The following is a 23,405-nucleotide window of genomic DNA, read 5'->3' as shown; positions in this document are numbered from 1 at the left end:
ATGCGGCCGAACTCGAGCTTGAAATCGACGAGGCGGATGTTGATCGCAGCAAAGAGGCCGACGAGGAAATCGTTCACGCGGATCGCCATGCTGGAGATGTCCTGCATCTCCTCGTTGCTGGCCCAGCCGAAGCAGGCGATGTGCTCTTCGGCGACCATCGGATCGCCCAGCGCATCGTCCTTGTAGTAGTATTCGATCAGGGTGTGGGGGAGCGGTTCGCCCTCCTCGATGCCGAGGCGCTTGCTGATCGAGCCGGCGGCCACGTTGCGCACGACGACTTCTATCGGGATGATCTCGACCTGCCGCACCAGCTGCTCGCGCATGTTGAGGCGGCGGATGAAGTGCGTGGGGATGCCGATATGCGCGAGGCGGGTGAACACATACTCGCTGATGCGGTTGTTGATCACGCCCTTGCCGTTGATCGTGCCGCGCTTCTGCGCGTTGAAGGCGGTCGCGTCGTCCTTGAAATACTGGATGATCGTGCCGGGCTCGGGACCTTCGTAGAGGATCTTGGCCTTGCCTTCGTAGATCTGGCGGCGACGGGACATGGGCGATTCTTTCACTGGCGCGTTCGGCAAAGATAAGGCCGAAACAGTAAATCAAAAGCCCCGGCGCGCGCGGGATATCACGGCGAAGCGATATCGGCGCCGGGCCGGGGCGTCGCTGCGCCCTTAGGGCAAAACGCGCGTCCACGCAAATGGGTGCATGAAGGGCTGTTCATTCGATAAATTGGAACATAAGCCACGAATTTATCCGGCTGAACCAGACCATCGCGGTGTCTTAAAAGCGGTTCACACAGTGCGGAAGGGCGCGATTCGGCGGCTTCCGCAAGCAAGCAAAGGACAAGGTGCGATGGCAAAGGTTCTGGTTCTCTATCATTCGGCTTATGGCCACGTGGAAACGATGGCGAACGCGATCGCCGAAGGTGCGCGCGCAGCGGGCGCCGAAGTGGACGTGAAGCGCGTTCCCGAGACGGTCCCGGTGGAGGTGGCGCAGGCCCATCACTTCAAGCTCGATCAGGCAGCGCCCATCGCGACGGTGGCCGAGCTTGAGAACTACGACGCGATCGTGGTCGGCACCGGCACGCGGTTTGGCCGCATTTCGAGCCAGATGGCCGCGTTCCTCGATCAGGCCGGCGGCCTGTGGGCGCGCGGTGCGCTGAACGGCAAGGTTGGCGCGGCGTTCGTTTCGACCGCCACGCAGCACGGCGGGCAGGAAACCACGCTGTTTTCGGTGATCACCAACCTGCTGCACTTCGGCATGACCATCGTCGGGCTCGACTACGGTTTCCAGGGCCAGATGCGCAATGACGAGGTTGTCGGCGGTGCGCCGTATGGTGCGACCACGGTGGCGGGCGGCGACGGTAGCCGCCAGCCGAGCGAGACCGACCTCGAAGGCGCGCGCTACCTCGGCCAGCGCGTGGCGACGACGGCGGCGAAGCTGTTCGGGTGATCTGACCGACAGGTTTGTGTTCCCCTCTCCCACCCCTCTCCCCTCAAGGGGAGAGGGCTTTGGGGCTTTTGCATGCGGATTTTGCATGGGGCGGCGTCTGGCGGTTGGGCCCCGGTTTCGCTAGGGGGCGCAACAAAGGAGACCGCCCCATGAGCCGTGCTGACACCATTGCCCTGCTGACCCGCTATTACGCCGCGTTCAATGCGGGCGACTGGCAGGGGATGCTCGATTGCCTTGCGGATGATGTTGCGCACGACGTGAACCAGGGCGAGCGCGTGGTGGGCAAGGACAAGTTTGCCGCGTTCCTCGGCCACATGGAGCGCTGCTACAAGGAAGAGCTCAAGGACATCGTGCTGATGGCGACCGATGACGGTGCGCGCGCGGCGGCGGAGTTCGTGGTGCACGGCGCCTATCTCGCGACCGACGAGGGGCTGCCCGAGGCCGATGGCCAGACGTATGTGCTGCCAGCGGGCGCGTTCATCGCGGTGGACGGCGGCAAGATCACGCGGCTGACGATGTACTACAATCTGGCCGACTGGACGGCTCAGGTGGTCGGGTGAGCATTGCCGTCCGCCCGCTGACCGGCGCGGAAATCGGGGCGGCGCTGGGGGATCTGGCGCAGCTGCGGATCACGGTCTTTGCGGCGTACCCATACCTGTATGACGGTGATGCGGCTTACGAGGCTGAGTACCTCGCCGAATATGCGGCGGCGGCGGATGCCGTGCTGGTCGCGGCGTTCGATGGCGCGCGGATCGTGGGGGCGGCAACGGCGGCGCCGATGATCCACCAGAAAGCGGAGTTCCGCGAGCCGTTCGCGGCGAGGGGGCTCGATGTGGACCGCCTGTTCTACTTCGGCGAGAGCGTGCTGCTGCCCGAGTATCGCGGGCATGGGATCGGCCATGCCTTCTTCGATCACCGCGAGGCGCAGGCCAAGGCGTGCGGCGCGACGGCGGCGTGCTTTGCGGCGGTGATCCGGCCGGACGATCATCTGGCGAAGCCAGCCAATTATGTGCCGCATGACGCGTTCTGGACGAAGCGCGGCTATGCCGTGGTGCCGGGGCTGGTGACGGAGCTGGCGTGGAAGGAGCATGGCGAAGAGGGCGAAAGCCTGAAGGCCATGCAGTATTGGTTGAGAACCTGGTGAGTGCCGCCTGCCCACCCCCGACCCCTCCCGCAAGCGAGAGGGGGGAAGAAGGGAAAGCGCCTCCCGCTTGCGGGAGAGGTTTGGGGTGGGCATGAGCAGCAGCATGACCGTGATGAAGTACACCATTGCCGCCGCGCAATATCCGATCGAGCAGCTGGCCGATTGGGACGCCTATGCCGCAAAGCTGACGCGCTGGGTGGCCGAAGCGGCGGAAGGCGGCGCGGCGCTGGCGGTGTTTCCCGAATATGGCGGGATGGAGCTCGCGAGCCTGGAGCCTGAAACCATGGGTGATCTGGCGGGGTCGCTCGCCTCCGTCGCCGGGTTGATCGCGCGCGTGGATGCGCTTCATGCCGAGCTTGCGGCGCGGTTTGGCCTGCACATTCTGGCGGCGAGCCTGCCGCGGCTTGATGCGGACGGGCGCTATCGCAATGCGGCGCGGCTGTTTGCGCCCAACGGCAAGGCGGGTGTTCAGGACAAGCTGGTGATGACGCGCTTCGAGCGCGAGCAGTGGTTCGTTTCGGCAGGCGCAGAGGGCCTTGCGCTGTTCGAGACAGCGCTGGGCCGGATCGCGGTGCTGATCTGCTATGACAGCGAGTTTCCGCTTCTAGCGCGCGCGGTAGTCGATGCCGGGGCCGAAGTGCTGCTGGTGCCGAGCTGCACGGATAGCCTGCACGGCTACTGGCGGGTTCGGCTGGGGGCGCAGGCGCGGGCGCTGGAAGGCCAGTGCTATGCGGTCCAATCGCCGACGGTGGGGATCGCGGACTGGTCGCCGGCGGTCGATGTGAACCGGGGCGCGGCAGGGCTCTATGGGCCGCCAGACCGGGGCATGCCCGAGGACGGGGTGATCGCAATCGGCACCGAGGGCGAGAGCGCGTGGGTGTTTGGCGAAGTCGATCTGGCGCGCGTGGCGGAGCTGCGCGCCGATGGCGGCGTGCTCAACGCGCGCGACTGGCGCGATCAGCCGGGCGCCGGGCCGTTGCCGGCGGTGCGCATCGTTTCGCTGCTGTAACGGACCTGACTTGCACGGGTCATAGCGGAGCGGTCTTTCCAATGGGAGATTCGCCATGTTCTTCAACCTGCCACGTCGCGCCGTGCTGGCTCTCGGCGCGGGTGTGGGGATTGTGATGACCGCCGCGCCTGCCGCCGCCTCACCCGGGATGCCTGCCGATACGCTGATCTTTGCGCATCGCGGCGCATCGGCGCTGCGCCCGGAAGAGACGCTGGCCGCGTACGAAAAGGCAATTGCGGACGGGGCCGACTATATCGAGCCCGATCTGGTGCCGACCAAGGACGGCGTGCTGGTGGCGCGGCACGAGAGCAACATTGCCGAGACCACCGATGTCGCGAGCCATCCCGAATTTGCCGCGCGCAAGACGGTGAAGGTGATCGACGGGGTGAGCCAGGAAGGCTGGTTCACCGAGGACTTCACGCTGGCGGAATTGAAGACGCTGCGCGCGAAGGAACGGCTCGGCGCGGTGCGCGGCGAAAGCCGGAGCTATGACGGCAAGCTCGAGATCGCGACATTCGACGAGATCGTGGCGCTGGCGCAGCGCAGCCGGACGACCAGTGGCAAGCCGCTCGGCCTGATTCCGGAGATCAAGCATCCCACGTACTTCGCCGGCCTTGGCTTCGACGTTCCGGGCAAGCTGATCGCGGCAATCAGGGCTTCGGACTATTTGCGGCAGGCACCGCTGATCGTGCAGTGCTTCGAGACAGCGACGCTGAAGCGCCTCCACACCGAGCTGGCGGGGCTGAGCAATGTCGACCTGCTGCAGCTGATCCCGGCAAGCGAGGTGAAGCAGCCGGCGGATGTGGTGAAGGCCAAGGGCAAGCTGACTTTCGCGGACATGGTGACGCCCAAAGGCCTCGCCGATGTGGCCAAGTATGCGCAGTGGATCGGGGCACCGCTGCGGCAGGTGATCACGCTCGATGCCGAGGAGAAGGTTGGCCCGCGCACCGCGCTGCTGGCCGATGCGCACCGCGCCGGGCTGAAGATCGCGGTGTTCACCTTCCGGCCGGAGAACAAGTTCCTGCCCTATAACTTCCGCTATGGCGAACCCGACGCGCGCTGGCCCCAAGGGATGGTGGCCGACGTGCGCAAGTTCCTGGTCGCCGGGATCGACGGGCTGTTCACCGACGATCCGTTCGTCGCGCGGGTCGCGGTAGATGGCGGGAATGCCGATCCGCTGAAGTGAGGGTTCAGGCCGCTTGTGCCGGCACCGGCACGCGCGGGGACGTTTTCGCCTGATAGAGCGCCTTGTCGGCAAAATCGAACAGCGCATCGGTCGTGGCGCCGTCGTCCGGCCATAGGGCGACGCCGACGCTGGCGCCGACGGTGATGGGCAGGCCGTCGATCATGTGCGGGCGCACCAGCGCGATGAGGAGCTGGTCTGCGAGCGGCGCGGTGATCAGCGGCGAGTGCGGGGGAATCAGCACCGCGAATTCGTCGCCGCCCTGGCGCACCACCAGACCGCGACTGCCGACGGCTTCGGCAAGGCGCGCGGCGACCGAGCAGAGCAGCTTGTCGCCGAAGGCATGGCCGTAGCGGTCGTTGACCGGCTTGAAGGAATCGAGATCAAGCAGCGCGAGCCGGAACGGGCGCGGGGTGGCCGCGTTGCGTGTGAGGTGAGCGATCTGATCATCAAGCGCACGGCGGTTGGCAAGGCCGGTGAGCGGATCGGTATGGGCAAGATCGCGGGTCTGCGCCTGGAGTTGCAGCAGATCGACCAGCATGGCGTGGCCTTGCAGGATGAAGCGGATGAGGATCGCAGTGGCAAGGACGAGGCTGGTGGCCGCTGCCATTTCTCCCACCCGGCCGGACGAGAGCATCAGCGCGGTGATCGGCACCACCCCGACTGCGAGGTTGAGAATCGCCGCGCCGCGGATCGAGGAGAGGCAATAGGCCGTGGCGAGCGATCCCATGGTGAGGATCATCGCGAAGTTGGCGTGGTTTTCAGGCGGGGAGGCCAGCCAGTTGACCACGCACCACGCGCTGCACATCATGCCGACCCAGCCGGAGACATGGTTGGTCTTGGCGACGAGGATGCGCGCACGGCGCAGGCTCATCCGCCGTTTGCGGCTCTGCCAGTTTTCCAGCATGCCAAGAATGCACAGCACCGCGAGCAGCGCTGGCACGCCATAGCGCACCCCCCAGTGCACTTGCGCCGCGCCGACCCAGGCTGCGGTTGGCGTGGTGGCCAGCAGCATGAGGTACATCAGCGGGGTCTGCGTTTCGACCCGCTGGGCGCGCAGCATGGTGAAATCATCCCGGATCGCTTCGGGAATCGGCGGCATGAGCCGTGCGCGCAGGCGGGTCAGGATTCCGGTCATCACAGAGATTTACCGGATCGGGCGTAAAGTCCGCGTTAACGATGTTTTTCGTCGAAACGGGCTGGCACCTGTCTGCAACGGGGTGACGGCTTGTGCGGCATTGGCTAGGGCTGGCGGGATGATCGCATATGAAACCGGTCCGCGCTGATGGACGCCGCACAGCAGGTTCACGAGCAGTTTGTCGCCGCGCTGGAGGCGGGCACCTTGCAGCGCCGCAGCAATCTGGGGCTCGCGGCTGTCGGCCTTGATCCGAAGCGCGCGGCGGCGATCCTGCATAGCCAGATGGTGAGCCGGCAGCTCGACCGGCTGAGCCGCAAACTGCAAGCGCGGGGCGAGGGGTTCTATACCATCGGTTCATCGGGGCATGAGGGCAATGCTGCGCTGGCCGAGGCGCTGCGCGTGGATGACATCGCGTTCCTGCATTACCGCGATGCCGCGTTCCAGATCCACCGCGCGAACCGCGTGCCGGGCGAGAACCCGATGTGGGACATGCTGCTTTCCTTCACTGCCAGCGCGGAGGACCCGATTTCGGGCGGGCGGCACAAGGTGCTGGGCTCGAAGCGGTTGGCAATTCCGCCGCAGACCTCGACGATTGCGAGCCATCTGCCCAAGGCGGTGGGCGCGGCGTTCTCCATCGGGATCGCGCGGCGGATGGGGCTTGAGGAAACGACGCTGGCGAAGGACGGCGTGGTGCTGTGCTCGTTCGGCGATGCCTCGGCCAACCATTCGACAGCAGTGGGCGCGCTCAACACGGCTGCCTGGGCGGCGTTTCAGGGCACGCCGATGCCTATCGTGTTCCTGTGCGAAGACAACGGGATCGGCATCTCGACGAAAACGCCCAAGGGGTGGGTCGAGGCGAACTGGTCGGGCCGGGCGGGGCTGCACTATATCCAGTGCGACGGCTGCGATCTGGCGGACGCGTGGCGCGGGGCAAGCGAGGCGGTCGACTACGCGCGGCGCTACCGCAAGCCGGTGTTCCTGCACATGAAGACGGTGCGGCTCTATGGCCATGCCGGGAACGATGTGCAGCAGGTCTATCTCAGCAAGGAGGACATTGCCGCGGACAATGCGCGCGATCCTCTGCTCGCGAGCGCGGCCTTGCTGATCGAGGAAGGCGTGATGAACGCCGCCGATGTGCGCGCGGCGTACGACGCCATCGAGGCGCAATTGCTGCGGCAGGTGGAGCTGGCGATCCAGCGGCCCAAGCTGCCTGATGCGGCGGCGGTGATGGCGAGCATCGTCCCGCCCAAGCGCATCGGGGTGGAGCGACCACTGGCAAGCGCCGAGGCGCGCGCGGCAATCTTTGCCGATGAAGCGGCGGTGATGGAAAAGCCGCAGCATATGGCGCGGCTGATTTCATGGGGCATGGCTGACCTGCTGCTGCAGTATCCCAACGTGATCGTCTGCGGCGAGGACGTGGGGCCGAAGGGCGGCGTCTATAATGCGACGGCGCGGCTGCATGCGCGGTTCGGTTCAGCGCGCGTGATCAATACCTTGCTGGATGAGCAGGCGATTCTGGGGCTGGCGATCGGGGCGGCGCACAACGGGCTGCTGCCGATGCCGGAGATCCAGTTCCTGGCCTATGTGCACAATGCCGAGGACCAGATCCGCGGCGAGGCGGCGACGCTCTCGTTCTTTTCCAACGGGCAATACACCAACCCGATGGTCGTGCGGATTGCCGGGCTGCCTTATCAGAAGGGCTTTGGCGGGCACTTCCACAATGACAACAGCCTTGCGGTGTTCCGCGATATTCCGGGGCTGGTGATCGCGGTGCCAAGCTCTGGCCGCGAGGCGGTGCTGATGCTGCGCGAATGCGTGCGGCTGGCGCACGAGGAGAGCCGTGTGGTGATCTTCGTCGAGCCGATTGCGCTCTATATGACGCGCGATCTCCATTCCGAAGGAGATGGGCTGTGGACGTCTGTCTATGAAGCGCCGGGTGTCAGCCAGATCCGCGTGGGCGAGATCGGGGTGCATGGGGACGGCCGCGATCTGGCTATCGTGACATATGGCAACGGCGTCTACCTCTCGCTGCAGGCGCAGAAGCTGCTGGCGGAGCAGGGTGTTTCGGCGCGGGTGATCGACTTGCGCTGGATCGCGCCGCTGGCGGAAGAAGCGCTGTTGGAGGCGGTGGCACCATGCGGGCGGGTGCTGGTGGTGGACGAGTGCCGCGAGACGGGTTCGCAGAGTGAGGCGCTGCTGGCGCTGATGGCCTTGAAGGCGCCGGACAAGGCCTTGGGCGTGCTGGCCGCGACGGACAGCTTCATCCCGCTGGCCCGCGCGGCGACGCATACCTTGCCGAGCCGCGACGGGATTGTCGCCAAGGCGCTGGAGATGGTGCGTGGCTAAGGAAACTGTCGTCGTCGTGTGCCCGGGGCGGGGGACGTATAACGCGCCGGAGCTGGGCTATCTGGCGCGGCATCATGCGGGATCGCCGTGGCTGGCCCATTTCGACGGGGTGCGGGGCGCGGCGGGCAAGCCGACGCTGAGCGAGCTGGATGGGGCGAAGAAGTTCGACCCCAAACTCCATCCGCGCGGGGATGTGGCGGCGCCGCTGATCCATGCCTGCGCCTTTCTGGATTTTCTGAAGCTGGACCGCGAGCGTTTTGAGGTCGTGGCCGTCACCGGCAATTCGATGGGCTGGTACACCGCGCTTGCTTGCGCGGGAGCGGTTTCGGGCGAGCATGGCTTTGCCATTGCCGATGCAATGGGGATCAATTCGCAGAAGCATGCCGCCGGCGGGCAGGCGGTGATCGTGATGGCGGGCGAGGACTGGCGCGTCCATCCCGAGACGGCGCGCGGCGTGGAGGCGGCCTGTGCGCAAGTCGGCGTGCTGCCCTCGATTCGGCTCGGCGGGATGCTGGTTGTGGCAGGGCCGGAAGCCGCGCTCGATGCGCTGAATGCCGCGCTGCCGCCGCTGCCGCGCCCGCCGCTGCGGCTGCCGGGACATGGGCCGTTTCACACCGCATTGATGAAGGCCAGCGCAGATGCGGCGCGGGCGAGCCTTCCGGCGGCGTGGTTCGGCGCGCCGCAGGTGCCGCTGATCGACGGGCGCGGCAAGGTCTGGCGGCATTTCGAGACCGATCCGGCGGAGCTGTGGGACTATACCTTCGGGCACCAGATCCTGGAGGCTTACGACTTCACCGCGGCGATGACCGTGGCACTCAGGGAGTTCGCGCCCGACCGCGTGGTGCTGCTGGGGCCGGGCGAAACGCTGGGCGGCGCCATCGGGCAAGTGATTGTTGCACATCGCTGGCTGGACATTGCGAGCAAATACGTGTTTTCACTTAGGCAGGAAGAGGATCCGTTTCTCGTCGCGATGGGCCGGGAAGCCCAGCGACGGCTCGTTGCCATCTGACCATGGGGTCGCCGCGTGAGCCATCAGACGTGAGCCAGCCGTCCGTTCTGTTCGTGTGTCTGGGCAATATCTGCCGTTCGCCGCTGGCCGAGGCCGCGCTGAGGGCCGAAGCGGTCGCGGCGGGCATAGCGGTGACGATTGATTCGGCAGGGACCGGCGGGTGGCATGCGGGCGAACCACCCGATCCCCGCGCAATTGCCGAGGCAGCGCGCCACGGGATCGATATCTCCGGCTACCGCGCGCGCCAGGTACGCCGGCAGGACTTCCAACGCTTCGGTCAGATCTTCGCGCTCGATCAGCAGAACTTGCGCGACCTCAGGCGGATCGAACCGAAGGGGTTCATGGGGCGACCGATGGCCGGGCACACCGCGCGGCTGGGCCTGTTGATGGACATCGTGCCCGGGCGCGAGGGCAGTGCAGTGATTGATCCCTATGGCGGCACCGCCGAGGATTTCGCGCAGACCTGGGCCGACGTGCGGGAGGCGGCACGGCATATCGTGGCGCGGCTGGGCGGGTAGCTAGCTAGCCTGCCGCCCGGTGGCGCCGTTCGGCATCGAGCAGGGCGCGCTTGCGCTCCAGCCCCCAGCGATAGCCGCCGAGGCTGCCATCCGCGCGCAGGGCGCGGTGGCAGGGGATGAGCAGCGCGATGCGGTTGGCCGCGCAGGCGCTGGCGGCTGCGCGCACCGCGCGCGGCTTGCCGGTGGCGGTCGCGACCTCGGAATAGCTGACGACATCGCCGGGCGTCACCGACATCAAGAAACGCCAGACGCTGATCTGGAAGGCGGTCCCGCGCATGTCGAGCGGGAGATCGGGGCGCGGGGCCGCGCGTTCCAGATGGGCGGCAAGCGCGGCCATCCACGCATCGAGCGGGGCTGCGGATGCCAGCGCGGCAGTCAGCAGTGCGGCTTTCGGAAACTCGCGCGCCAGCTGTTCAAGCAGGGCCTCGGCGCTCTCCCCGAACTGGACAAAGCAGACGCCGCGCTTGGTGGCGGCCATCATCAGCGGGCCTAGCGCGGTCTCGCGCGTGGCATGGACGATATGTTCGCCCTCACCGCCCGCGCGGTAGGCGCTCGGGGTCATGCCGAGGCTGCCGTCGACCATGTCATAGAGGCGGCTGGTCGAGCCGAAGCCGGCGTCGAGGCCCGCTTCGAGCACGCTGGACCCCTCGCGCAGACCCTGCTTGAACCGGACGAGGCGCTGCGCGGCCTGGTACTCGCGCGGGGAGACGCCGAGCGCGGCCTTGAACGCGCGCTGGAAGTGGCTGGGGCTCATGCCCGCCTGATCGGCGAGACGGACGAGCGGCAGGCTCTCCCCGGCGTGGGCGGTGATATAGGCGGCCATCGCCTCCATCAGCGAGGCGGCGGGCTCGCGCATGGCGGCGGGATGGCAGCGGCGGCAGGCCCGGAAACCGGCGGCTTCAGCCTCGGCCGGGGCGGCGAAGAAGCTGACGTTCGCGCGCTTGGCGAGGCGCGAGGAGCAGGAGGGGCGGCAATAGATGCCGGTAGTCCTTACGGCATAGACGAACTGGCCGTCCGCCGCCTTATCGCGCGCGGTGACCTGCTGCCAACGGGCTTCATCGAGGGTTTCGGGGCTTGTCACGGCGTGGGCGTAGCGTGTGGGGGCGGGGATTGCCATGGGGGTGCTCCTGCTTGCTCAGGAGGGCATTAATTGCCGGAGCGCCGCGCCGCGCTCCGGAGCTTGCGGTGCAATTGGGCTAGGCGAGCGCCATGAGGCTGGCGTTGCCGCCCGCCGCGGTGGTGTTGACCGAGAGGGTCACTTCCTCGAGCAGCAGGTGGAGCGGGTAGCCGTCTGCGATCGCGGTGTGCGGCGTGACGATCGCGCCTTCGCGCCGCGCAAGCTGGCGAGTGGCTTCGGCAATCCGGGCGGGATCGCCTGCGAGCAGCGCGGCGGCTAGATCGGGGATGCGCTCCAGCCTTTCACGCGCCCATGCGATGCGGGCGGCGAGCACGGCGGGAAAATCGGCGGGGCGCGCGGCGACGGGGCCGCCGGGGGCGATGACAGCGCTATTGCCGGTGGCGAGCACGGCGGCGACCTGATGCCAGAGCGCCTCAACGCTATCCGCCACGCAGGCGATCCGGCCACGCGGAGCGAGGCGCCAGGTGTTGCGTTCGCCAACCGGGCCGGGGAGTTCGATCTCCTGCCCGAGGCGCGACTGGGCGGCGGCATGGCGGGTGGCGCGGGCTATGACAGAGAGGCCCTGACCTTCCGCCCATTGGACGAAGGGGGCGATGGCGGGATCGGGCCTTGCCGTGCTGGGCGGCAGGGTGGGCATGGCACCGGGGGCAAAGCGGGTGAGATAGAGCGGGCCGCCGGCCTTGGGGCCGGTGCCGGAAAGGCCGCGCCCGCCGAAAGGCTGCACGCCGACGACTGCGCCGATCATGTTGCGGTTCACGTAGAGATTGCCGGCGTGGATGCGGCTGGTCACGCGCTCGACGGTCTGGTCGATGCGGGTGTGGAGGCCGAAGGTGAGGCCGTAGCCCGAGGCGTTGATGCCTTCGAGAAGGCTGTCCATGTCCTCGGCGCGGAAGCGGACAACATGGAGGACGGGGCCGAAGACTTCTGCCTTGAGATCGTGTAGTGAGGTAAGCTCGATCAGTGTGGGGGCGATGAAGGTGCCGTTTGCGCCATCTTCGCCCAGCGGCATTTCGATTACCGGGAAGCCGTCCTTGCGCATGGCGCTGACATGCGCGGCAATTCCGGTGCGAGCGCGGTCGGAGATGACCGGGCCGACATCGGTGGCGAGGGCAGCAGGATTGCCCACGGCGAGTTCGGCAATGGCGGCCTTCAGCATAGTGAGGGTGCGATCGGCAATGTCTTCCTGCAGGCAGAGCAGGCGCAGCGCGGAGCAGCGCTGGCCCGCGCTGTCGAAGGCGGAGGCGAGGACATCGGCCACGACCTGTTCGGCAAGCGCGGAGCTATCGACCACCATTGCGTTGAGCCCGCCGGTTTCGGCGATGAACGGGATGGGGGCGCCGCCAGCCGTGAGGCGACCGGCAAGCGACTGCTGGATCGCGCGGGCGGTCACGGTGGAGCCGGTGAAGACGACGCCTTGCGTTTCAGGTGCGGCGACAAGCGCAGCGCCGATTTCTCCGCCGCCGGGGAGGAAATGGAGCGCGTCAGACGGAATGCCGGCGGCGTGAAGCATGCGGACGGCCTCAGCCGCGACGAGCGGGGTTTCGGGCGCGGGCTTGGCGAGCACCGGATTGCCTGCGGCAAGCGCGGCGGCGATCTGGCCGGTGAAGATGGCGAGCGGGAAGTTCCACGGGCTGATGCAGACCACCGGGCCGAGCGGGGCGCCGCCGGTGAGGCTGCGAGCCTGCATGGCATAGTAGCGCAGGAAATCGACCGCTTCGCGCACTTCGGCCAGCGCATTGGCAGCGCTCTTTCCGGCCTCGCGGATAAGGAGCGTGATCAGGGGGACGCGCGCGGCTTCCATCGCATCGGCGGCGCCTTCGAGCATGGCGGCGCGGGTGGTGGCGGGGGTAGCGGCCCAGTTCGAGGCGGCGGCTGCACCTGCAGCGCGGGCGGTGTCTTCGGGGGTGGCGGGGTGGACGTGGCCGACGGTGTCGTGGTGGTCGGCCGGGTTCACCACGGCTTGCGCGGGGCGGGCGGCATTGCCGGCGCGGTGGTGCTGCACGGCGCTGTGGGCGAGGGCATCTGCGAGCGCGGCGAGGGTGGGTTCGTCAGCGAGATCGAGGCCCTTGGCGTTCTGGCGGTCGGCGAAAAGGGCCTGCGGGAGCGCGATGGCGGGGTGCGGCGCGCCGGGCTGCGGTTCGGCGGCGACGACGGCGGCGGGGTCTTCGATGAGGGCTTCGACGGGCACATCGGGATCGGCGATGCGGTTGACGAAGGAGGAGTTCGCGCCGTTTTCGAGCAGGCGGCGAACGAGATAGGCGAGCAAGGTCTCGTGCGTGCCGACGGGGGCGTAGACGCGGCACGGGCGGGCGAGCTTTTCGGGGCCGACGACTTCTTCGTAGAGCGGCTCGCCCATGCCGTGGAGGCACTGGAACTCGTAGTCGCCGGGGGTGAAGTCCGGGCCGGCGAGATGAAGTACGCTGGCGAGGGTCTGCGCGTTGTGCGTGGCGAACTGCGGGAACACGGCATCGCGCGCGGCGAGCAGCTTTTGCGCGCAGGCCACGTAGGCGAGATCGGTGTGGACCTTGCGGGTGTAGACGGGGAAATCGGCGAGGCCGGCTTCCTGCGCGCGCTTGATTTCGGCATCCCAATAGGCCCCTTTGACGAGGCGGACCATGATCCGGCGGCCCGCGCGGCGGGCGAGATCGACGATCCAGTCGATCACCATCGGGCAGCGCTTCTGGTAGGCCTGGATGACGAAGCCGAGGCCTTGCCAGCCCGCGAGGCTGGGGGCATGGGCGAGGCCTTCGAGCAGATCGAGCGAGAGTTCGAGGCGGTCGGTTTCCTCGGCGTCGATGTTGAAGCCGATGTCGTAGGACTTCGCGAGCTTCGCCAGCATGAGGACGCGCGGGGCGAGCTCGGCCATGACGCGGTGTGCCTGCGCGCGCGAGTAGCGCGGGTGGAGCGCGGAGAGCTTGATCGAGATGCCGGGGCCGGCGAACACGCCGCGGCCCGCGCTGGCCTGACCGATGGCATGGATGGCGGCAGTGTAGGCTTCGAGATAGCGCGCGGCATCGGCAGCGGTGGCGGCGGCTTCGCCTAGCATGTCGTAGCTGAAGGCGAAGCCTTGCGCTTCGCGGCGGCGGGCGCGGGTGAGCGCTTCCTCGATCGTTTCGCCCATCACGAACTGTTCGCCCATCATGCGCATGGCGACATCGACACCGCGGCGGATGACGGGTTCGCCAAGGCGGTGGACCATGCGGGTGAGCGCGTGGCCGAGCCCGGCGGCGTCGACGCTGGCGGTGAGGCGGCCGGTGATGACGAGGCCCCAGGTGGCGGCGTTGACGAACAGCGGCTTGTCGCCGCCGAGGTGCGCGGCCCAGTTGCCGGTGGCCAGCTTGTCGCGGATCAGTGCATCGCGCGTGGCATCGTCGGGGATGCGCAGGAGCGCTTCGGCGAGGCACATGAGCGCGACGCCTTCGTGGCTGGAGAGCGCGAATTCCTGCACGAGCGCCTGCACGCCGCCGGGCCGGGCCTTGGCGCGCAGTGCCTCGATCAGGCCGCGCGCGGTGCTGGCTATGGCCTGCCGGTCGCCCTCGGGGAGTGTGGCAGCCGCGAGCAGGGGGCGCACGGCTTCTGGCTCCGTGATGCGCGTGGCGGCGGTGATCGCGCGGCGCAGCGGGGTTTCGGGCGCGAGGCGGGGGGCGAAGGCGGGCAGCTGGTTCATGCGGCGCATGATACGCGATTCCTGTCAGGCCTTTTGCCCGATTTGGGTTGTCCAGATGTCCATATCGCCTTAAGTTTACTCATATGGCAGTCGATATGGATACGGATAGCACAAATGGCGGGCCGTTGGACCGCTTCGACCGTGCCATGCTCGAGATTCTGGCGGTGGATGGCCGGCTGCCGATCACCGAACTGGCGCAGCGCATCGGGCTTTCCAAATCGCCGACGCAGGCGCGGCTCAAGCGGCTGATCGCGGAGGGCTATATCCGCGGCTTTCGCGCGATCCTCGATCCGCGCAAGCTGGGGATGGACCATGTCGCCTTCACCGAGGTGAAGCTTTCAGACACGCGCGAGGCGGCGCTGGCGGCCTTCGCCGCGGCGGTGCTGCGCATTCCCGAGATCGAGGAATGCCATATGATCGCATCGAGCTTCGATTATCTGCTGAAGGTGCGCACCGCTGATATCCGCCGCTACCGCGAAGTGCTGGGGGAGAAGATCTCAAGCCTGCCGCATGTGGCGAGTACCTCCACGTTCGTCGCGATGGAGACGGTGCGCGAGTCGCATGATTGAAGTTGCAATTGCAACCGGATGGGCCTATCGGCGCCCACCGGTCGGCGAATCGCGCGACCGAAGGAGACGTGCATTGCTGGAAATGAGAAACCAAGTGGGCGCTGCGCCCCGGTCCTTCCAGCCCTTCGCCTAACGCGCTTTCGCGCGCCGCGGCAGGGCCAGACGGCCCGTGCGCGGCAATCCCACTTCGAACTGAAACACTGGGAACGTCCCCGTGCGCACGCTTGCGTCCGGGGCGCGAAGCGAGACTTTATGGACGAGATAACGATTGGCCGGAGGATGCTTCTCCGGGCCATGCAGGGCGTGACGGCGGCTTCTCCGCCGGGCAAGTCGCTGCTGGAGTTTGGCCGCAACCATGCGGGCGATCTGCTGGGCCTGCGCCCGGCGGCGGCGAAGAAGCTCAACTGGACGGCGCTGAAGCGGGCGGCCGCCGGCAAGGCCGTGCACCCGCACGAGCCGTCCGGCGCGGTGCGGCTGGCGGGTGAGGTTGCGGCCTTGCTGCGGCTCGATCCCGTCGACGCGGGGATTGTGACGGTGGTCTTCGCGATGGACCGGGTGCGTATGGTGCGCGACCTTGGCGATATCCTGCGCGGACAGGGCGACAGCCTGCCGGCGATGATCGGCGAAATCGCCGGGGCCGACCGGCAGGATGCCGAGCGGCGCGTGCGGCTGAACCCGCTGTTCCGCATGGGGCTGGCCGTGTTCCGCGCGGACTGGCGCGGCCAGATCGAGCTGGAAACGCGCTGGGCGCTCGACAACTTGCTCGACCGCATGCCGGAGAGCGAGGACGGGATCATCGCGCAGCTTGTCGGCCCCCGCCAGACCGGGGCGCTGCCGCTGGAGGCCTTTGCCCACGTGGCGGAGGCCGATTTCCTGCGGCGGCTGCTGGAGGGCACCAGGGCCGAGCGCGCGGCAGGCATCAACGTGCTGATCCACGGGCCGCCGGGCACGGGCAAGACCGAGTTCGCGCGTGCGCTGGCGGAGGCGGCGGGCCTCATGCTGCACAGCGCGGGCGAGGCCGACGACGACGGGCGCGAGCCCGACCGGGCGGACCGGCTCGCCGCGTTCCAGATGGGACAGCGGCTGCTGGCGGGGCGCGGCGATGCGGCGCTGCTGTTCGACGAAATGGAGGACCTGATCGGCGACGCGGCGCCGACGGGCGCCGACTTCATGCGCGGGCGGCAGGGCAGCAAGGTCTTCGTCAACCGGATGCTCGAGACCAACCCGGTGCCGGTGATCTGGACGACCAATGCGATCCGCAACGTCGATCCCGCGATCCTTCGGCGGACGAGCTTCGTGCTGAAGCTTGGCCATCCCTCGCGCGCGACGGCGCTGCGCATGCTGGAGCATGTCGCGGCGGAAGAGCGCGTGGCGGTGGGCGCAGGCTGGGCGGGGCTGGTCGATGCCGCGCCCGAGGCGGCGTCTGTCTTGCGCGTGGCGGCGCGGGGCGGGCGGCTTGCGGGCGAGGCGGATGGCGGTCTGCGGGCCGCGCAGTCGCTGGTCAAGGCGCTGCGCGGGACGAGCGACCTGCCGCCGGGACACGATGGCACGATCGATTTCGACTTGTTCGAGACCGATCGCCCGCTGCAGCCGTTGTTCGAGGCGGTGGCGGGAAGCGCGCATGCCGACGTTTCGCTGCTGCTGACGGGGGTGCCGGGCACGGGCAAGACCGCGCTCGCGCACACCCTCGCCCAGCGGCTCGACCGGCCGCTGCTGGTGAAGCGTGCCTCCGACCTGCTCTCCAAGTGGGTGGGCGATACCGAGCGGCTGATTGCCGAGGCCTTTGCCGAGGCGCGGGCGCGCGGCGGGGTGCTGCTGTTCGACGAGGTGGATTCGCTGCTGTTCGACCGCACCACGGCGCGGGCGAGCTGGGAAGTGAGCCAGGTCAACGAACTGCTCACCTGGCTTGACCGGCATCCGCTGCCGGTGGTGGCCGCGACCAACCATGTCGGCAAGCTCGATCCGGCGACCATGCGGCGGTTCGTGTTCAAGCTGGAACTGCGCGCACTTTCGCCGGTGCGGGCAGGGCGGGCGTTCACGCGCTTCTTCGGCATGGCGCCGCCGCTGGGGCTTGCCGCCGTGCGCGGATTGACGCCGGGCGACATGGCCGTGGTCAAGCGGCAGCTGCGCTTTGCCGACAAGGCCGATGCGGGGGAGATCCTTGCGCGGCTGCGCGAAGAGGTTGCAGCGAAACCGGAGACCGGAGGGAGGATCGGGTTCTAGGACCCGGTCCTTCCTTTCGCGCGCATAAGATGATCACAAATCGGCCGCATATGGTGCGTCTTGTGGGTCATCAGCGCCAATACTTGCCAAAATGTGATCACATTATTGTTGACATTGAGGGTGCAGGAATTTAGGCGGCAAGAGTACTTTTGCGAGCACTTTGCCATGAACGCCACCACCACTGCCCCCGCTTCCGCCCCGAATTCGGACCGCGTGATCGACACGTTTTCGCCCGCGTCGCCCTACGCCGGCATGCCGACGTATTATGCGGCGAGCGCGAACCCCACGCCGCGGCGGCCGGAGCTGCTGGGTGAGGAGCGCGCCGACATCTGCGTGGTGGGTGCAGGCTTCACCGGCATGGGTGCGGCGCTGGAACTCGCCGAGCGCGGGTACAAGGTGATCGTGGTCGAGGGCGAGCGCGTGGGTTGGGGCGCTTCGGGGCGCAATGGCGGGCAGCTCGTCAATGGCTACAGCCGCCGCATGCTCGAAGTGCGCCAGCACTATGGCGCGGAAGCCGAGAAGGCGTTCGGCGCGATGGCGCTCGAAGGCCAGGGCATCATCCGCGAGCGCGTGGCGAAGTATGGCATCGCGTGCGATCTGCGCGCAGGCAATGCGATTATGGCGATGAGCAAGCCGCAGCTGAAGACACTTGCGGAGCGCACCGAGGAATGGCACCGCCACGGCCACACCCAGATGTTCCTCGCCGAGGGCGCAGCGGCGCGCGAGCACATCAATTCGGACCGCTATATCGGCGGCATGTTCGATCCCATCGGCGGGCACATGCATTCGCTGAACTACGTGCTGGGCGAGGCGGCAGCGTTCGAGAGCCTTGGTGGGCGGATCTTCGAGTACTCGCGCGTGACGCATGTCGATCGCGGTGCGGAGCCGGTGGTGCACACCGCCAAGGGCAAGGTGCGCGCGAACAAGGTGCTGGTCTGCGGCAATGCCTATCTCGGCGATGCGGCGCCCGATCTTTCGGGGCGCGTGCTGCCGGTTTCGAGCCAGGTCATCGCGACCGAGGTGCTGGGCGATGACCTGCTCGAAACGCTGTTTCCGACCAATTATTGCATCGAAGATATCCGCTATATCCCGGACTACTACCGGCGCACCGCCGATGGCCGGCTGCTCTATGGCGGCGGCACGATCTATGGCGGGTTCGATCCGGCCTCGATCGAGGGCAAGATCCTGCCGCAGCTCCACCAGACCTTCCCGCAGCTGAAGGGCGTGAAGGTCGACTTCCAGTGGAGCGGCAATTTCGCGCTGACGATGACGCGCTATCCGCAGATGGGGCGCGTTTCGGACAGCGTCTATTTCTCGCAGGGCGACAGCGGGCACGGGGTGACGACGACGCAGATGCTGGGGCGGCGTCTCGCCGAGGCAATCGATGGGCAGATGACCAAATTCGACGTGTTCGCCTCGCTGCCATACATCCCGTTCGTGGGCGGAAAGCTGTTTCGCGTGCCTTACTGCGTGGTGGGTGCGTGGTACTATGGGATGCGCGATCGCCTTGGAATCTAGGGATGAATCCTAAATCTAAAGCGAGCTTTAGGTCCGATTCAGGTTTGCGATTCCTTTCAATACGTTGGCAATCAGGCCGGGCTTCCATTCGGAGTCCGCGCCGACCACTTCGGGGCGGTCTGCGCACCAGCCGATGAGCATCAGTGTGCGGGCCAGCAGGAACAGATCGAACTGGGCGTGCGCGTCATGCGGAAGGCTGCGGCGCGCGGCGTAGCCGCGGAGGAGATGGTCGCGCAGTGCGGGGAAGTGCGGATCATCCCATGCGCCGCGCAGGCTGACCGCGAGATCGAACATCGGCCAGCCCCAGGCGCAGTCGTCGAAATCGATGAGGCCCAACCGGGCATCGCTGACGAGGACGTTGGCGGGGTGAGCATCGGCGTGGATGACGATGAGCGGATCTCCGAGCGCGGCGAGGCGGGGGGCGACCAGGTCGCGGGCCTTTGCGAGCAGAGTCCGTTCTTCGTTGGTCAGGCCGGGCACGTCCCAGAAGCGGCCCCAGAAGGGCGTTTCGCCGACGAGGCCATCGGTAGCTAGGCGGTGGCGGGTGAAGCCAGCAGGTGGTGTCCAGCCAGAGGTGGCGTTGTGCAGATCGGCGAGGAGCGCGCCGGAACGCTCGAACCACGGCCATGTAGCGGGGCCGCGTTCATCGCCGATGAGGTCCGCAAGCGTCTGGCCCGGGTGCCAGAGCGTCATCCCGGCGAGGCGGCTGCCTGCGGGATCGGGCGTGGCGACTTCCGCGTACCATGCGCCGTCCACGGTGCGGCGGCCGGTGGGGACGATCAGGCCGCTGGCGGCGAGATGCGCGGTGAGGTCGCGGTCTGACTCCAGCGCGGGGAGCGCGTGGTAGCCGGGGCGGTGGAGGCGCAGCGCCCATGTGGTGCCATCGGGCGCATCGGCGCGGAAGACGACGTTTTCGCTCTTGCCGATAGGATGGGGTTCGGTTTCGGGGAGACCGAAGGCGGCGAGGGCTTCGCGGGCGGCGGGGAGATAGGCCGCGATGTCAGGCATGCGTGACGCGGTCGAAGGCTTCGAGGAAGGCGAGGGCGTCTTCGCGGGGCAGGACGAGCGGGGGGCGGATCTTGACGCAGTTGTTGAACGCGCCGTCGACCGAGGTGAGGAAGCCTTTGCGGCGGAGCGCGCAGACGAGCGCGAAGGCGTGGGCTGCGTCGGGCTCACCCTTGGCGTCCACGAATTCGGCGGCGAGGAACAGTCCCTTGCCGCGCACGTCGAGGAGGCCGGGGGTGTGGCCGAGGCGCTGCTTCAGGCCAGCCTTGAGTTCGGCGCCGAGTGTGCGGGTGTGTTCGACGAGGCCTTCATCCTCGATCACATCAAGCACCGCGAGGCCGACCGCGCCTTGCAGCGGGCTGGCGGCGAAGGTGTTGAAATAGCGTGTTTCAGCGCGGAAGCGTTCGACGATGTCACGGCTGGCGCAGGTGGCGGCGAGGGGGAGGCCGGCGCCCATCGGTTTGCCGGTGACGACGATGTCTGGGGTGAGGCCGACATGATCGTAGCCCCAACATGTGCCGCAGCGGCCATAGCCCGCTTGCACTTCATCGGCGATGATGAGGCCGCCCTCGGCGCGGACCATCGCCTCGGCCTTGGCCATGAAGCCCTCCGGGATATCTGGCAGGCCTTCGTTGGCGAGGATCGGGCAGAGAATGAGGGCGGCGAAGCCCTGGCCGGTGGCCTTGAGGTCGTCGATGGCGGCCTTGAGGCGCGCGACGTAGGCATCCGCCGGCGCGCCGCCGGGGGCGAGGGGGCGCAGCGTTTCGGGGAAGGGGATCGAGCGGATGGCGGGGTGGCGGGTGTCGCCTGCCGGGAGGTTCGTCAGCGCGCCGACGACCGTGTTGTTCCCGTGGTAGGTGTGATCGGTGCAGACGATCCCTTGTGCGCCGGTGGCCATGCGGGCCATGCGCAGGGCGATCTCGATGGCCTCGGTGCCGGAGCAGGAGAACACGGCGCTTTCCGTCACGCGCTGGAGTGCGGTGAGGCGCTCGGCGAGCGCAATCGCGGGTTCGCTGAGATAGCGGCTGTGGGTGTTGAGCGTGGCCTGTTGGCGCGCCATCGCCTCGACAATGCGCGGGTGTGCGTGGCCGACCGAGGCGACGTTGTTGTACATGTCGACGTAGCGGCGGCCCTGCTTGTCGTACAGGCTGGCGCCTTCACCGCCGATGAGGTGCAGCGGTTCATCGTAGAACAGCTTGGCCCCGCGCCCGAAGGCGCGGTCGCGCCGTTCGATAAGCGGATCAGGCGTTGCGGAGATACCAGTCATAGTCGAGCGCGGTGACCTCGCTGAAGAACCGGTCCTGTTCGGTGCGCTTCACCGCGCAGTACATCTCGACGAAATTGTCGCCGAGGTAGTCGCGCATGATCGGCGAGGCGTGGAGCGCATCGACGGCGGCGTACCAGTTGCCGGGGACCTGATAGGGGCTGTCTGCCGCGGCCTTGTACCCATCGCCGACAACCGCCGGGCCGGGATCGATCTGGTTCACCATGCCGTGATGGACGCCCGCGAGCATGGCTGCGAGCGCGAGGTAGGGGTTGGCGTCGGCCCCGGCGAAGCGGTGTTCGACATGGCGCGAAGCGGGCGGGCCGGCGGGGACGCGCAGCGAGACGGAGCGGTTGTTGACGCCCCAGATCGGCGCGGTGGGCGCATAGGAATTGGCGCGGAAGCGGCGGTAGGAATTGGCGTTGGGTGCGAAGATCCCGAAGGCCTGTGATTGCGTTTCGCGCAGGCCGCCGATGGCGTGGCGCATCTGCTCGGTGCCTTCGGGGTCCTCGCTGGCGAAGACGTTCTTGCCATCTGCGCCGGCCATGCTGAAGTGCAGGTGCATCGAACTGCCGGCGGAATGGCTGAACGGCTTTGCCATGAAGGTGGCGGCCATGCCCTGCACTTGCGCGACGCCCTTGGCGAGGCGCTTGTACATCTGCGCTTCGTCACCCGCGCGCAGCGCGTCGGGGCGGTGGTGGAGGGTAAGCTCGACCTGGCCTTGCGCATATTCGGAAATGACGGCTTCGAGCGGGATGCCCTGCACATCGGCCTGCCGCCACAGTTCCTTGAAGAAGGGGGCGAAGTCCTGGATGTCGGTGAGGCTGAAGACGTCGATGAGGTGCGGCTGCGCAGAGGTGTGCGGCGAGCGGGCGAGGTGGACTTCGCCCTTGGGGCCGCGAACCGGATCGACGAGGTAGTACTCGATCTCGCAGGCGACGACCGGGGTGAGGCCGAGCGGCTTGAACCGATCGACTACGCGGGCGAGGACATGGCGCGGATCGAGTTCGCAAGGCGTGCCGTCCGCATAGTACATCGATGTGATCACTTGCGCGACGTCGTCGCCCAGCCACGGCGCCTTGACGAGCGTGCCGGGGACGGGGCGCAGCATGTAGTCCGGATCGCCATTGCCCCAGACGAGGCCGGTGTCCTCGCAGTCCTGTCCGGTCACGTCTGCGACGAGCATCGAGCTCGGGAACAGGCGGCCGTTCTCGTAGATCGCCATGAGCTCGCTCTTGCGCACGCGCTTGCCGCGCGGGACGCCGGAGAGCGCGGTGAAGATCACTTCGATGAAGGCGATCTCGGGATTGGCGGCGAGGAAATCGCGCGCTTCGGCCGGATCGGCGATCATGCTGGCGGGGGTCGTCATGGGTCTGGGGGTCCTGGGCGGGTCTTCGTACCGGGTGGTATGGAGCGGGGCGGGGGGTGTCAATCGCACTTGGCGCGCCCGCGAAAATGTGATCACATGGCGACATGGCAGCAACAGGCCCACTGGCGGATGACGATGCGCGCACCTTGCACCAGCAAGTGCTGGCTCGGCTGCGCGAGAATATTCTGCTCGGGCGGATCGAGCCGGGGCAGGCGCTGACGATCCGGGGGCTGGCGGCGGAATTGGGCGTGAGCGCCATGCCGGTGCGCGAGGCGCTGCGCCAGCTGGTGGCGGAGCGGGCGCTGGAGCTGATGGACAATCGGCGCGTGCGCATTCCGCCGATGACGATCGAGCGCTTCGATGATTTGATCGCGGCGCGCGTGGTGCTGGAAGCGGAAGCGGCGGCACGGGCCATGCCCTATGTGAGCGAGGCGCTGATCACACGGCTGGAAGCGGAAGATGCGGTCATCAACGAGGCCGCGGCGGCGCGCGACTACGACACCTGGATCGGGGCCAATTTCGGTTTCCATGCGATGCTTTACGGCGCGGCGGGGCAATCGGCCTTTCTGCCGCTGATCGAATCGCTGTGGCTGCAGATCGGTCCGTTCCTGCGCCGCGCGATGCGGACCATTTCGGGCCATTACACGGTGGACCGCCACAGCGAGGCCCTGGCGGCGCTGCGGCGGCGCGATACCATGGCGCTCAGGATCGCGATCGAAGCCGATATCCGCGACGGCATCGCCCATATCGGCAGCACGCTGATCCGTAGCGAGGCGATGGGGGCCAATGCCGTGCGCGCCGCCCATCGGCAGGCGCAAGGTGAGCGGGGACTTGTTGACGAAGTGAACTGATT

The 23,405-nt window shown here is 67.6% G+C and carries 19 protein-coding genes; 12 read left to right on the top strand and 7 right to left on the bottom strand.

Features of this window, described 5'->3' with window-relative positions:
* On the bottom strand, window positions 1–548 hold a 548-nt coding region (locus Q0082_RS19740), incomplete at its 3' end, for a phosphoribosylaminoimidazolesuccinocarboxamide synthase (protein ID WP_298195314.1).
* Window positions 549–852: 304 nt separating this feature from the next.
* Here Q0082_RS19740 and wrbA point away from each other — a divergent pair.
* The 5 genes from wrbA (at window position 853) to Q0082_RS19715 (ending at window position 4,791) form a co-directional block, all read left to right on the top strand.
* A complete protein-coding gene (gene wrbA / locus Q0082_RS19735) occupies window positions 853–1,452 on the top strand; it encodes an NAD(P)H:quinone oxidoreductase (protein ID WP_298195313.1) in 600 nt (199 codons plus the stop codon).
* Window positions 1,453–1,601: 149 nt separating this feature from the next.
* A complete protein-coding gene (locus tag Q0082_RS19730; RefSeq protein ID WP_298195312.1) occupies window positions 1,602–2,012 on the top strand; it encodes a ketosteroid isomerase-related protein in 411 nt (136 codons plus the stop codon).
* The gene (locus tag Q0082_RS19725; RefSeq protein ID WP_298195311.1) at window positions 2,009–2,596 is read left to right on the top strand and encodes a GNAT family N-acetyltransferase; all 588 of its coding nucleotides are present in this window, start codon (window positions 2,009–2,011) and stop codon (window positions 2,594–2,596) included. The genes Q0082_RS19730 and Q0082_RS19725 overlap by 4 nt, the downstream gene beginning before the upstream one ends.
* A 91-nt stretch (window positions 2,597–2,687) precedes the next feature.
* A complete protein-coding gene (locus tag Q0082_RS19720) occupies window positions 2,688–3,605 on the top strand; it encodes a carbon-nitrogen hydrolase family protein (protein ID WP_298195310.1) in 918 nt (305 codons plus the stop codon).
* A gap of 55 nt (window positions 3,606–3,660) precedes the next feature.
* Window positions 3,661–4,791 (top strand): glycerophosphodiester phosphodiesterase family protein, encoded by a 1,131-nt coding sequence (locus Q0082_RS19715; protein ID WP_298195309.1) that lies wholly within the window; start codon window positions 3,661–3,663, stop codon window positions 4,789–4,791.
* Window positions 4,792–4,795: 4 nt separating this feature from the next.
* Here the strand turns inward: Q0082_RS19715 and Q0082_RS19710 are convergent, their stop codons facing one another.
* Entirely contained in the window at window positions 4,796–5,926 is a 1,131-nt protein-coding gene (locus Q0082_RS19710; RefSeq protein WP_298195308.1) for a diguanylate cyclase, read from the bottom strand.
* A gap of 147 nt (window positions 5,927–6,073) precedes the next feature.
* On the opposite strand from Q0082_RS19710, the gene Q0082_RS19705 reads away from it, so the two are divergent.
* The 3 genes from Q0082_RS19705 to Q0082_RS19695 are packed head-to-tail and all read left to right on the top strand — an operon-like array spanning window position 6,074 to window position 9,799.
* Entirely contained in the window at window positions 6,074–8,272 is a 2,199-nt protein-coding gene (locus tag Q0082_RS19705) for an alpha-ketoacid dehydrogenase subunit alpha/beta (protein ID WP_298195307.1), read from the top strand.
* Complete coding sequence (locus tag Q0082_RS19700) at window positions 8,265–9,281, top strand: ACP S-malonyltransferase (RefSeq protein ID WP_298195306.1); 1,017 nt, start codon at window positions 8,265–8,267, stop codon at window positions 9,279–9,281. The genes Q0082_RS19705 and Q0082_RS19700 overlap by 8 nt, the downstream gene beginning before the upstream one ends.
* Window positions 9,282–9,310: 29 nt before the next feature.
* Window positions 9,311–9,799 carry a low molecular weight protein-tyrosine-phosphatase gene (locus Q0082_RS19695; protein WP_298195305.1) on the top strand — a complete coding sequence of 163 codons (489 nt, stop codon included), beginning with the start codon at window positions 9,311–9,313 and terminating at the stop codon, window positions 9,797–9,799.
* A gap of 4 nt (window positions 9,800–9,803) precedes the next feature.
* Here the strand turns inward: Q0082_RS19695 and ada are convergent, their stop codons facing one another.
* Together ada and putA are read right to left on the bottom strand one after the other, a co-directional pair.
* Window positions 9,804–10,916, bottom strand: coding sequence for a bifunctional DNA-binding transcriptional regulator/O6-methylguanine-DNA methyltransferase Ada (gene ada, locus Q0082_RS19690; RefSeq protein WP_298195304.1), 1,113 nt, complete (start codon window positions 10,914–10,916; stop codon window positions 9,804–9,806).
* Between the two features lie 79 nt (window positions 10,917–10,995).
* Window positions 10,996–14,604 carry a bifunctional proline dehydrogenase/L-glutamate gamma-semialdehyde dehydrogenase PutA gene (gene putA, locus Q0082_RS19685; RefSeq protein ID WP_298195315.1) on the bottom strand — a complete coding sequence of 1,203 codons (3,609 nt, stop codon included), beginning with the start codon at window positions 14,602–14,604 and terminating at the stop codon, window positions 10,996–10,998.
* A gap of 83 nt (window positions 14,605–14,687) precedes the next feature.
* On the opposite strand from putA, the gene Q0082_RS19680 reads away from it, so the two are divergent.
* The 3 genes from Q0082_RS19680 to Q0082_RS19670 all read left to right on the top strand — a co-directional run bounded on the left by Q0082_RS19680 (window position 14,688) and on the right by Q0082_RS19670 (window position 18,914).
* A complete protein-coding gene (locus tag Q0082_RS19680) occupies window positions 14,688–15,173 on the top strand; it encodes an Lrp/AsnC family transcriptional regulator (RefSeq protein WP_298195303.1) in 486 nt (161 codons plus the stop codon).
* A 279-nt stretch (window positions 15,174–15,452) separates the two neighbouring features.
* A complete protein-coding gene (locus tag Q0082_RS19675; RefSeq protein ID WP_298195302.1) occupies window positions 15,453–17,396 on the top strand; it encodes an AAA family ATPase in 1,944 nt (647 codons plus the stop codon).
* A 165-nt stretch (window positions 17,397–17,561) separates the two neighbouring features.
* Window positions 17,562–18,914, top strand: coding sequence for an FAD-dependent oxidoreductase (locus tag Q0082_RS19670; protein ID WP_298195301.1), 1,353 nt, complete (start codon window positions 17,562–17,564; stop codon window positions 18,912–18,914).
* Window positions 18,915–18,941: 27 nt separating this feature from the next.
* On the opposite strand, the gene Q0082_RS19665 is transcribed toward Q0082_RS19670, so the two are convergent.
* Genes Q0082_RS19665 through Q0082_RS19655 form a run of 3 tightly spaced genes read right to left on the bottom strand, consistent with a single transcriptional unit; the run spans window position 18,942 to window position 22,552 of the window.
* A complete protein-coding gene (locus Q0082_RS19665) occupies window positions 18,942–19,922 on the bottom strand; it encodes a phosphotransferase (RefSeq protein ID WP_298195300.1) in 981 nt (326 codons plus the stop codon).
* Window positions 19,915–21,186 carry an aminotransferase class III-fold pyridoxal phosphate-dependent enzyme gene (locus tag Q0082_RS19660; RefSeq protein ID WP_298195299.1) on the bottom strand — a complete coding sequence of 424 codons (1,272 nt, stop codon included), beginning with the start codon at window positions 21,184–21,186 and terminating at the stop codon, window positions 19,915–19,917. Before Q0082_RS19660 ends, Q0082_RS19665 begins: the two co-directional genes overlap by 8 nt.
* Window positions 21,161–22,552, bottom strand: coding sequence for a glutamine synthetase family protein (locus Q0082_RS19655; RefSeq protein WP_298195298.1), 1,392 nt, complete (start codon window positions 22,550–22,552; stop codon window positions 21,161–21,163). Before Q0082_RS19655 ends, Q0082_RS19660 begins: the two co-directional genes overlap by 26 nt.
* 104 nt (window positions 22,553–22,656) lie before the next feature.
* Between Q0082_RS19655 and Q0082_RS19650 the strand changes: the two genes are divergently transcribed.
* Complete coding sequence (locus Q0082_RS19650; protein WP_298195297.1) at window positions 22,657–23,403, top strand: GntR family transcriptional regulator; 747 nt, start codon at window positions 22,657–22,659, stop codon at window positions 23,401–23,403.
* The last annotated feature ends 2 nt before the right edge of the window (window positions 23,404–23,405 follow it).

The sequence above is a fragment of the Novosphingobium sp. genome (genome assembly GCF_027489515.1).
Classification (GTDB): Bacteria; Pseudomonadota; Alphaproteobacteria; order Sphingomonadales; family Sphingomonadaceae; genus Novosphingobium.
Note: the sequence above shows the minus strand (reverse complement) of the source record. Positions and strands in the feature narration are given on the sequence as shown.

What these genes read in the sequence shown, in the direction of transcription:
- wrbA (WP_298195313.1), top strand. Translation starts at nt 853, where the DNA reads ATGGCAAAGGTTCTGGTTCTCTATCATTCGGCTTATGGCCACGTGGAA.
- Q0082_RS19730 (WP_298195312.1), top strand. Translation starts at nt 1,602, where the DNA reads ATGAGCCGTGCTGACACCATTGCCCTGCTGACCCGCTATTACGCCGCG.
- Q0082_RS19720 (WP_298195310.1), top strand. Translation starts at nt 2,688, where the DNA reads ATGAGCAGCAGCATGACCGTGATGAAGTACACCATTGCCGCCGCGCAA.
- Q0082_RS19715 (WP_298195309.1), top strand. Translation starts at nt 3,661, where the DNA reads ATGTTCTTCAACCTGCCACGTCGCGCCGTGCTGGCTCTCGGCGCGGGT.
- Q0082_RS19710 (WP_298195308.1), bottom strand. Translation starts at nt 5,926, where the DNA reads ATGACCGGAATCCTGACCCGCCTGCGCGCACGGCTCATGCCGCCGATT.
- Q0082_RS19705 (WP_298195307.1), top strand. Translation starts at nt 6,074, where the DNA reads ATGGACGCCGCACAGCAGGTTCACGAGCAGTTTGTCGCCGCGCTGGAG.
- ada (WP_298195304.1), bottom strand. Translation starts at nt 10,916, where the DNA reads ATGGCAATCCCCGCCCCCACACGCTACGCCCACGCCGTGACAAGCCCC.
- putA (WP_298195315.1), bottom strand. Translation starts at nt 14,604, where the DNA reads ATGAACCAGCTGCCCGCCTTCGCCCCCCGCCTCGCGCCCGAAACCCCG.
- Q0082_RS19680 (WP_298195303.1), top strand. Translation starts at nt 14,688, where the DNA reads ATGGCAGTCGATATGGATACGGATAGCACAAATGGCGGGCCGTTGGAC.
- Q0082_RS19675 (WP_298195302.1), top strand. Translation starts at nt 15,453, where the DNA reads ATGCTTCTCCGGGCCATGCAGGGCGTGACGGCGGCTTCTCCGCCGGGC.
- Q0082_RS19670 (WP_298195301.1), top strand. Translation starts at nt 17,562, where the DNA reads ATGAACGCCACCACCACTGCCCCCGCTTCCGCCCCGAATTCGGACCGC.
- Q0082_RS19665 (WP_298195300.1), bottom strand. Translation starts at nt 19,922, where the DNA reads ATGCCTGACATCGCGGCCTATCTCCCCGCCGCCCGCGAAGCCCTCGCC.
- Q0082_RS19660 (WP_298195299.1), bottom strand. Translation starts at nt 21,186, where the DNA reads ATGACTGGTATCTCCGCAACGCCTGATCCGCTTATCGAACGGCGCGAC.
- Q0082_RS19655 (WP_298195298.1), bottom strand. Translation starts at nt 22,552, where the DNA reads ATGACGACCCCCGCCAGCATGATCGCCGATCCGGCCGAAGCGCGCGAT.
- Q0082_RS19650 (WP_298195297.1), top strand. Translation starts at nt 22,657, where the DNA reads ATGGCAGCAACAGGCCCACTGGCGGATGACGATGCGCGCACCTTGCAC.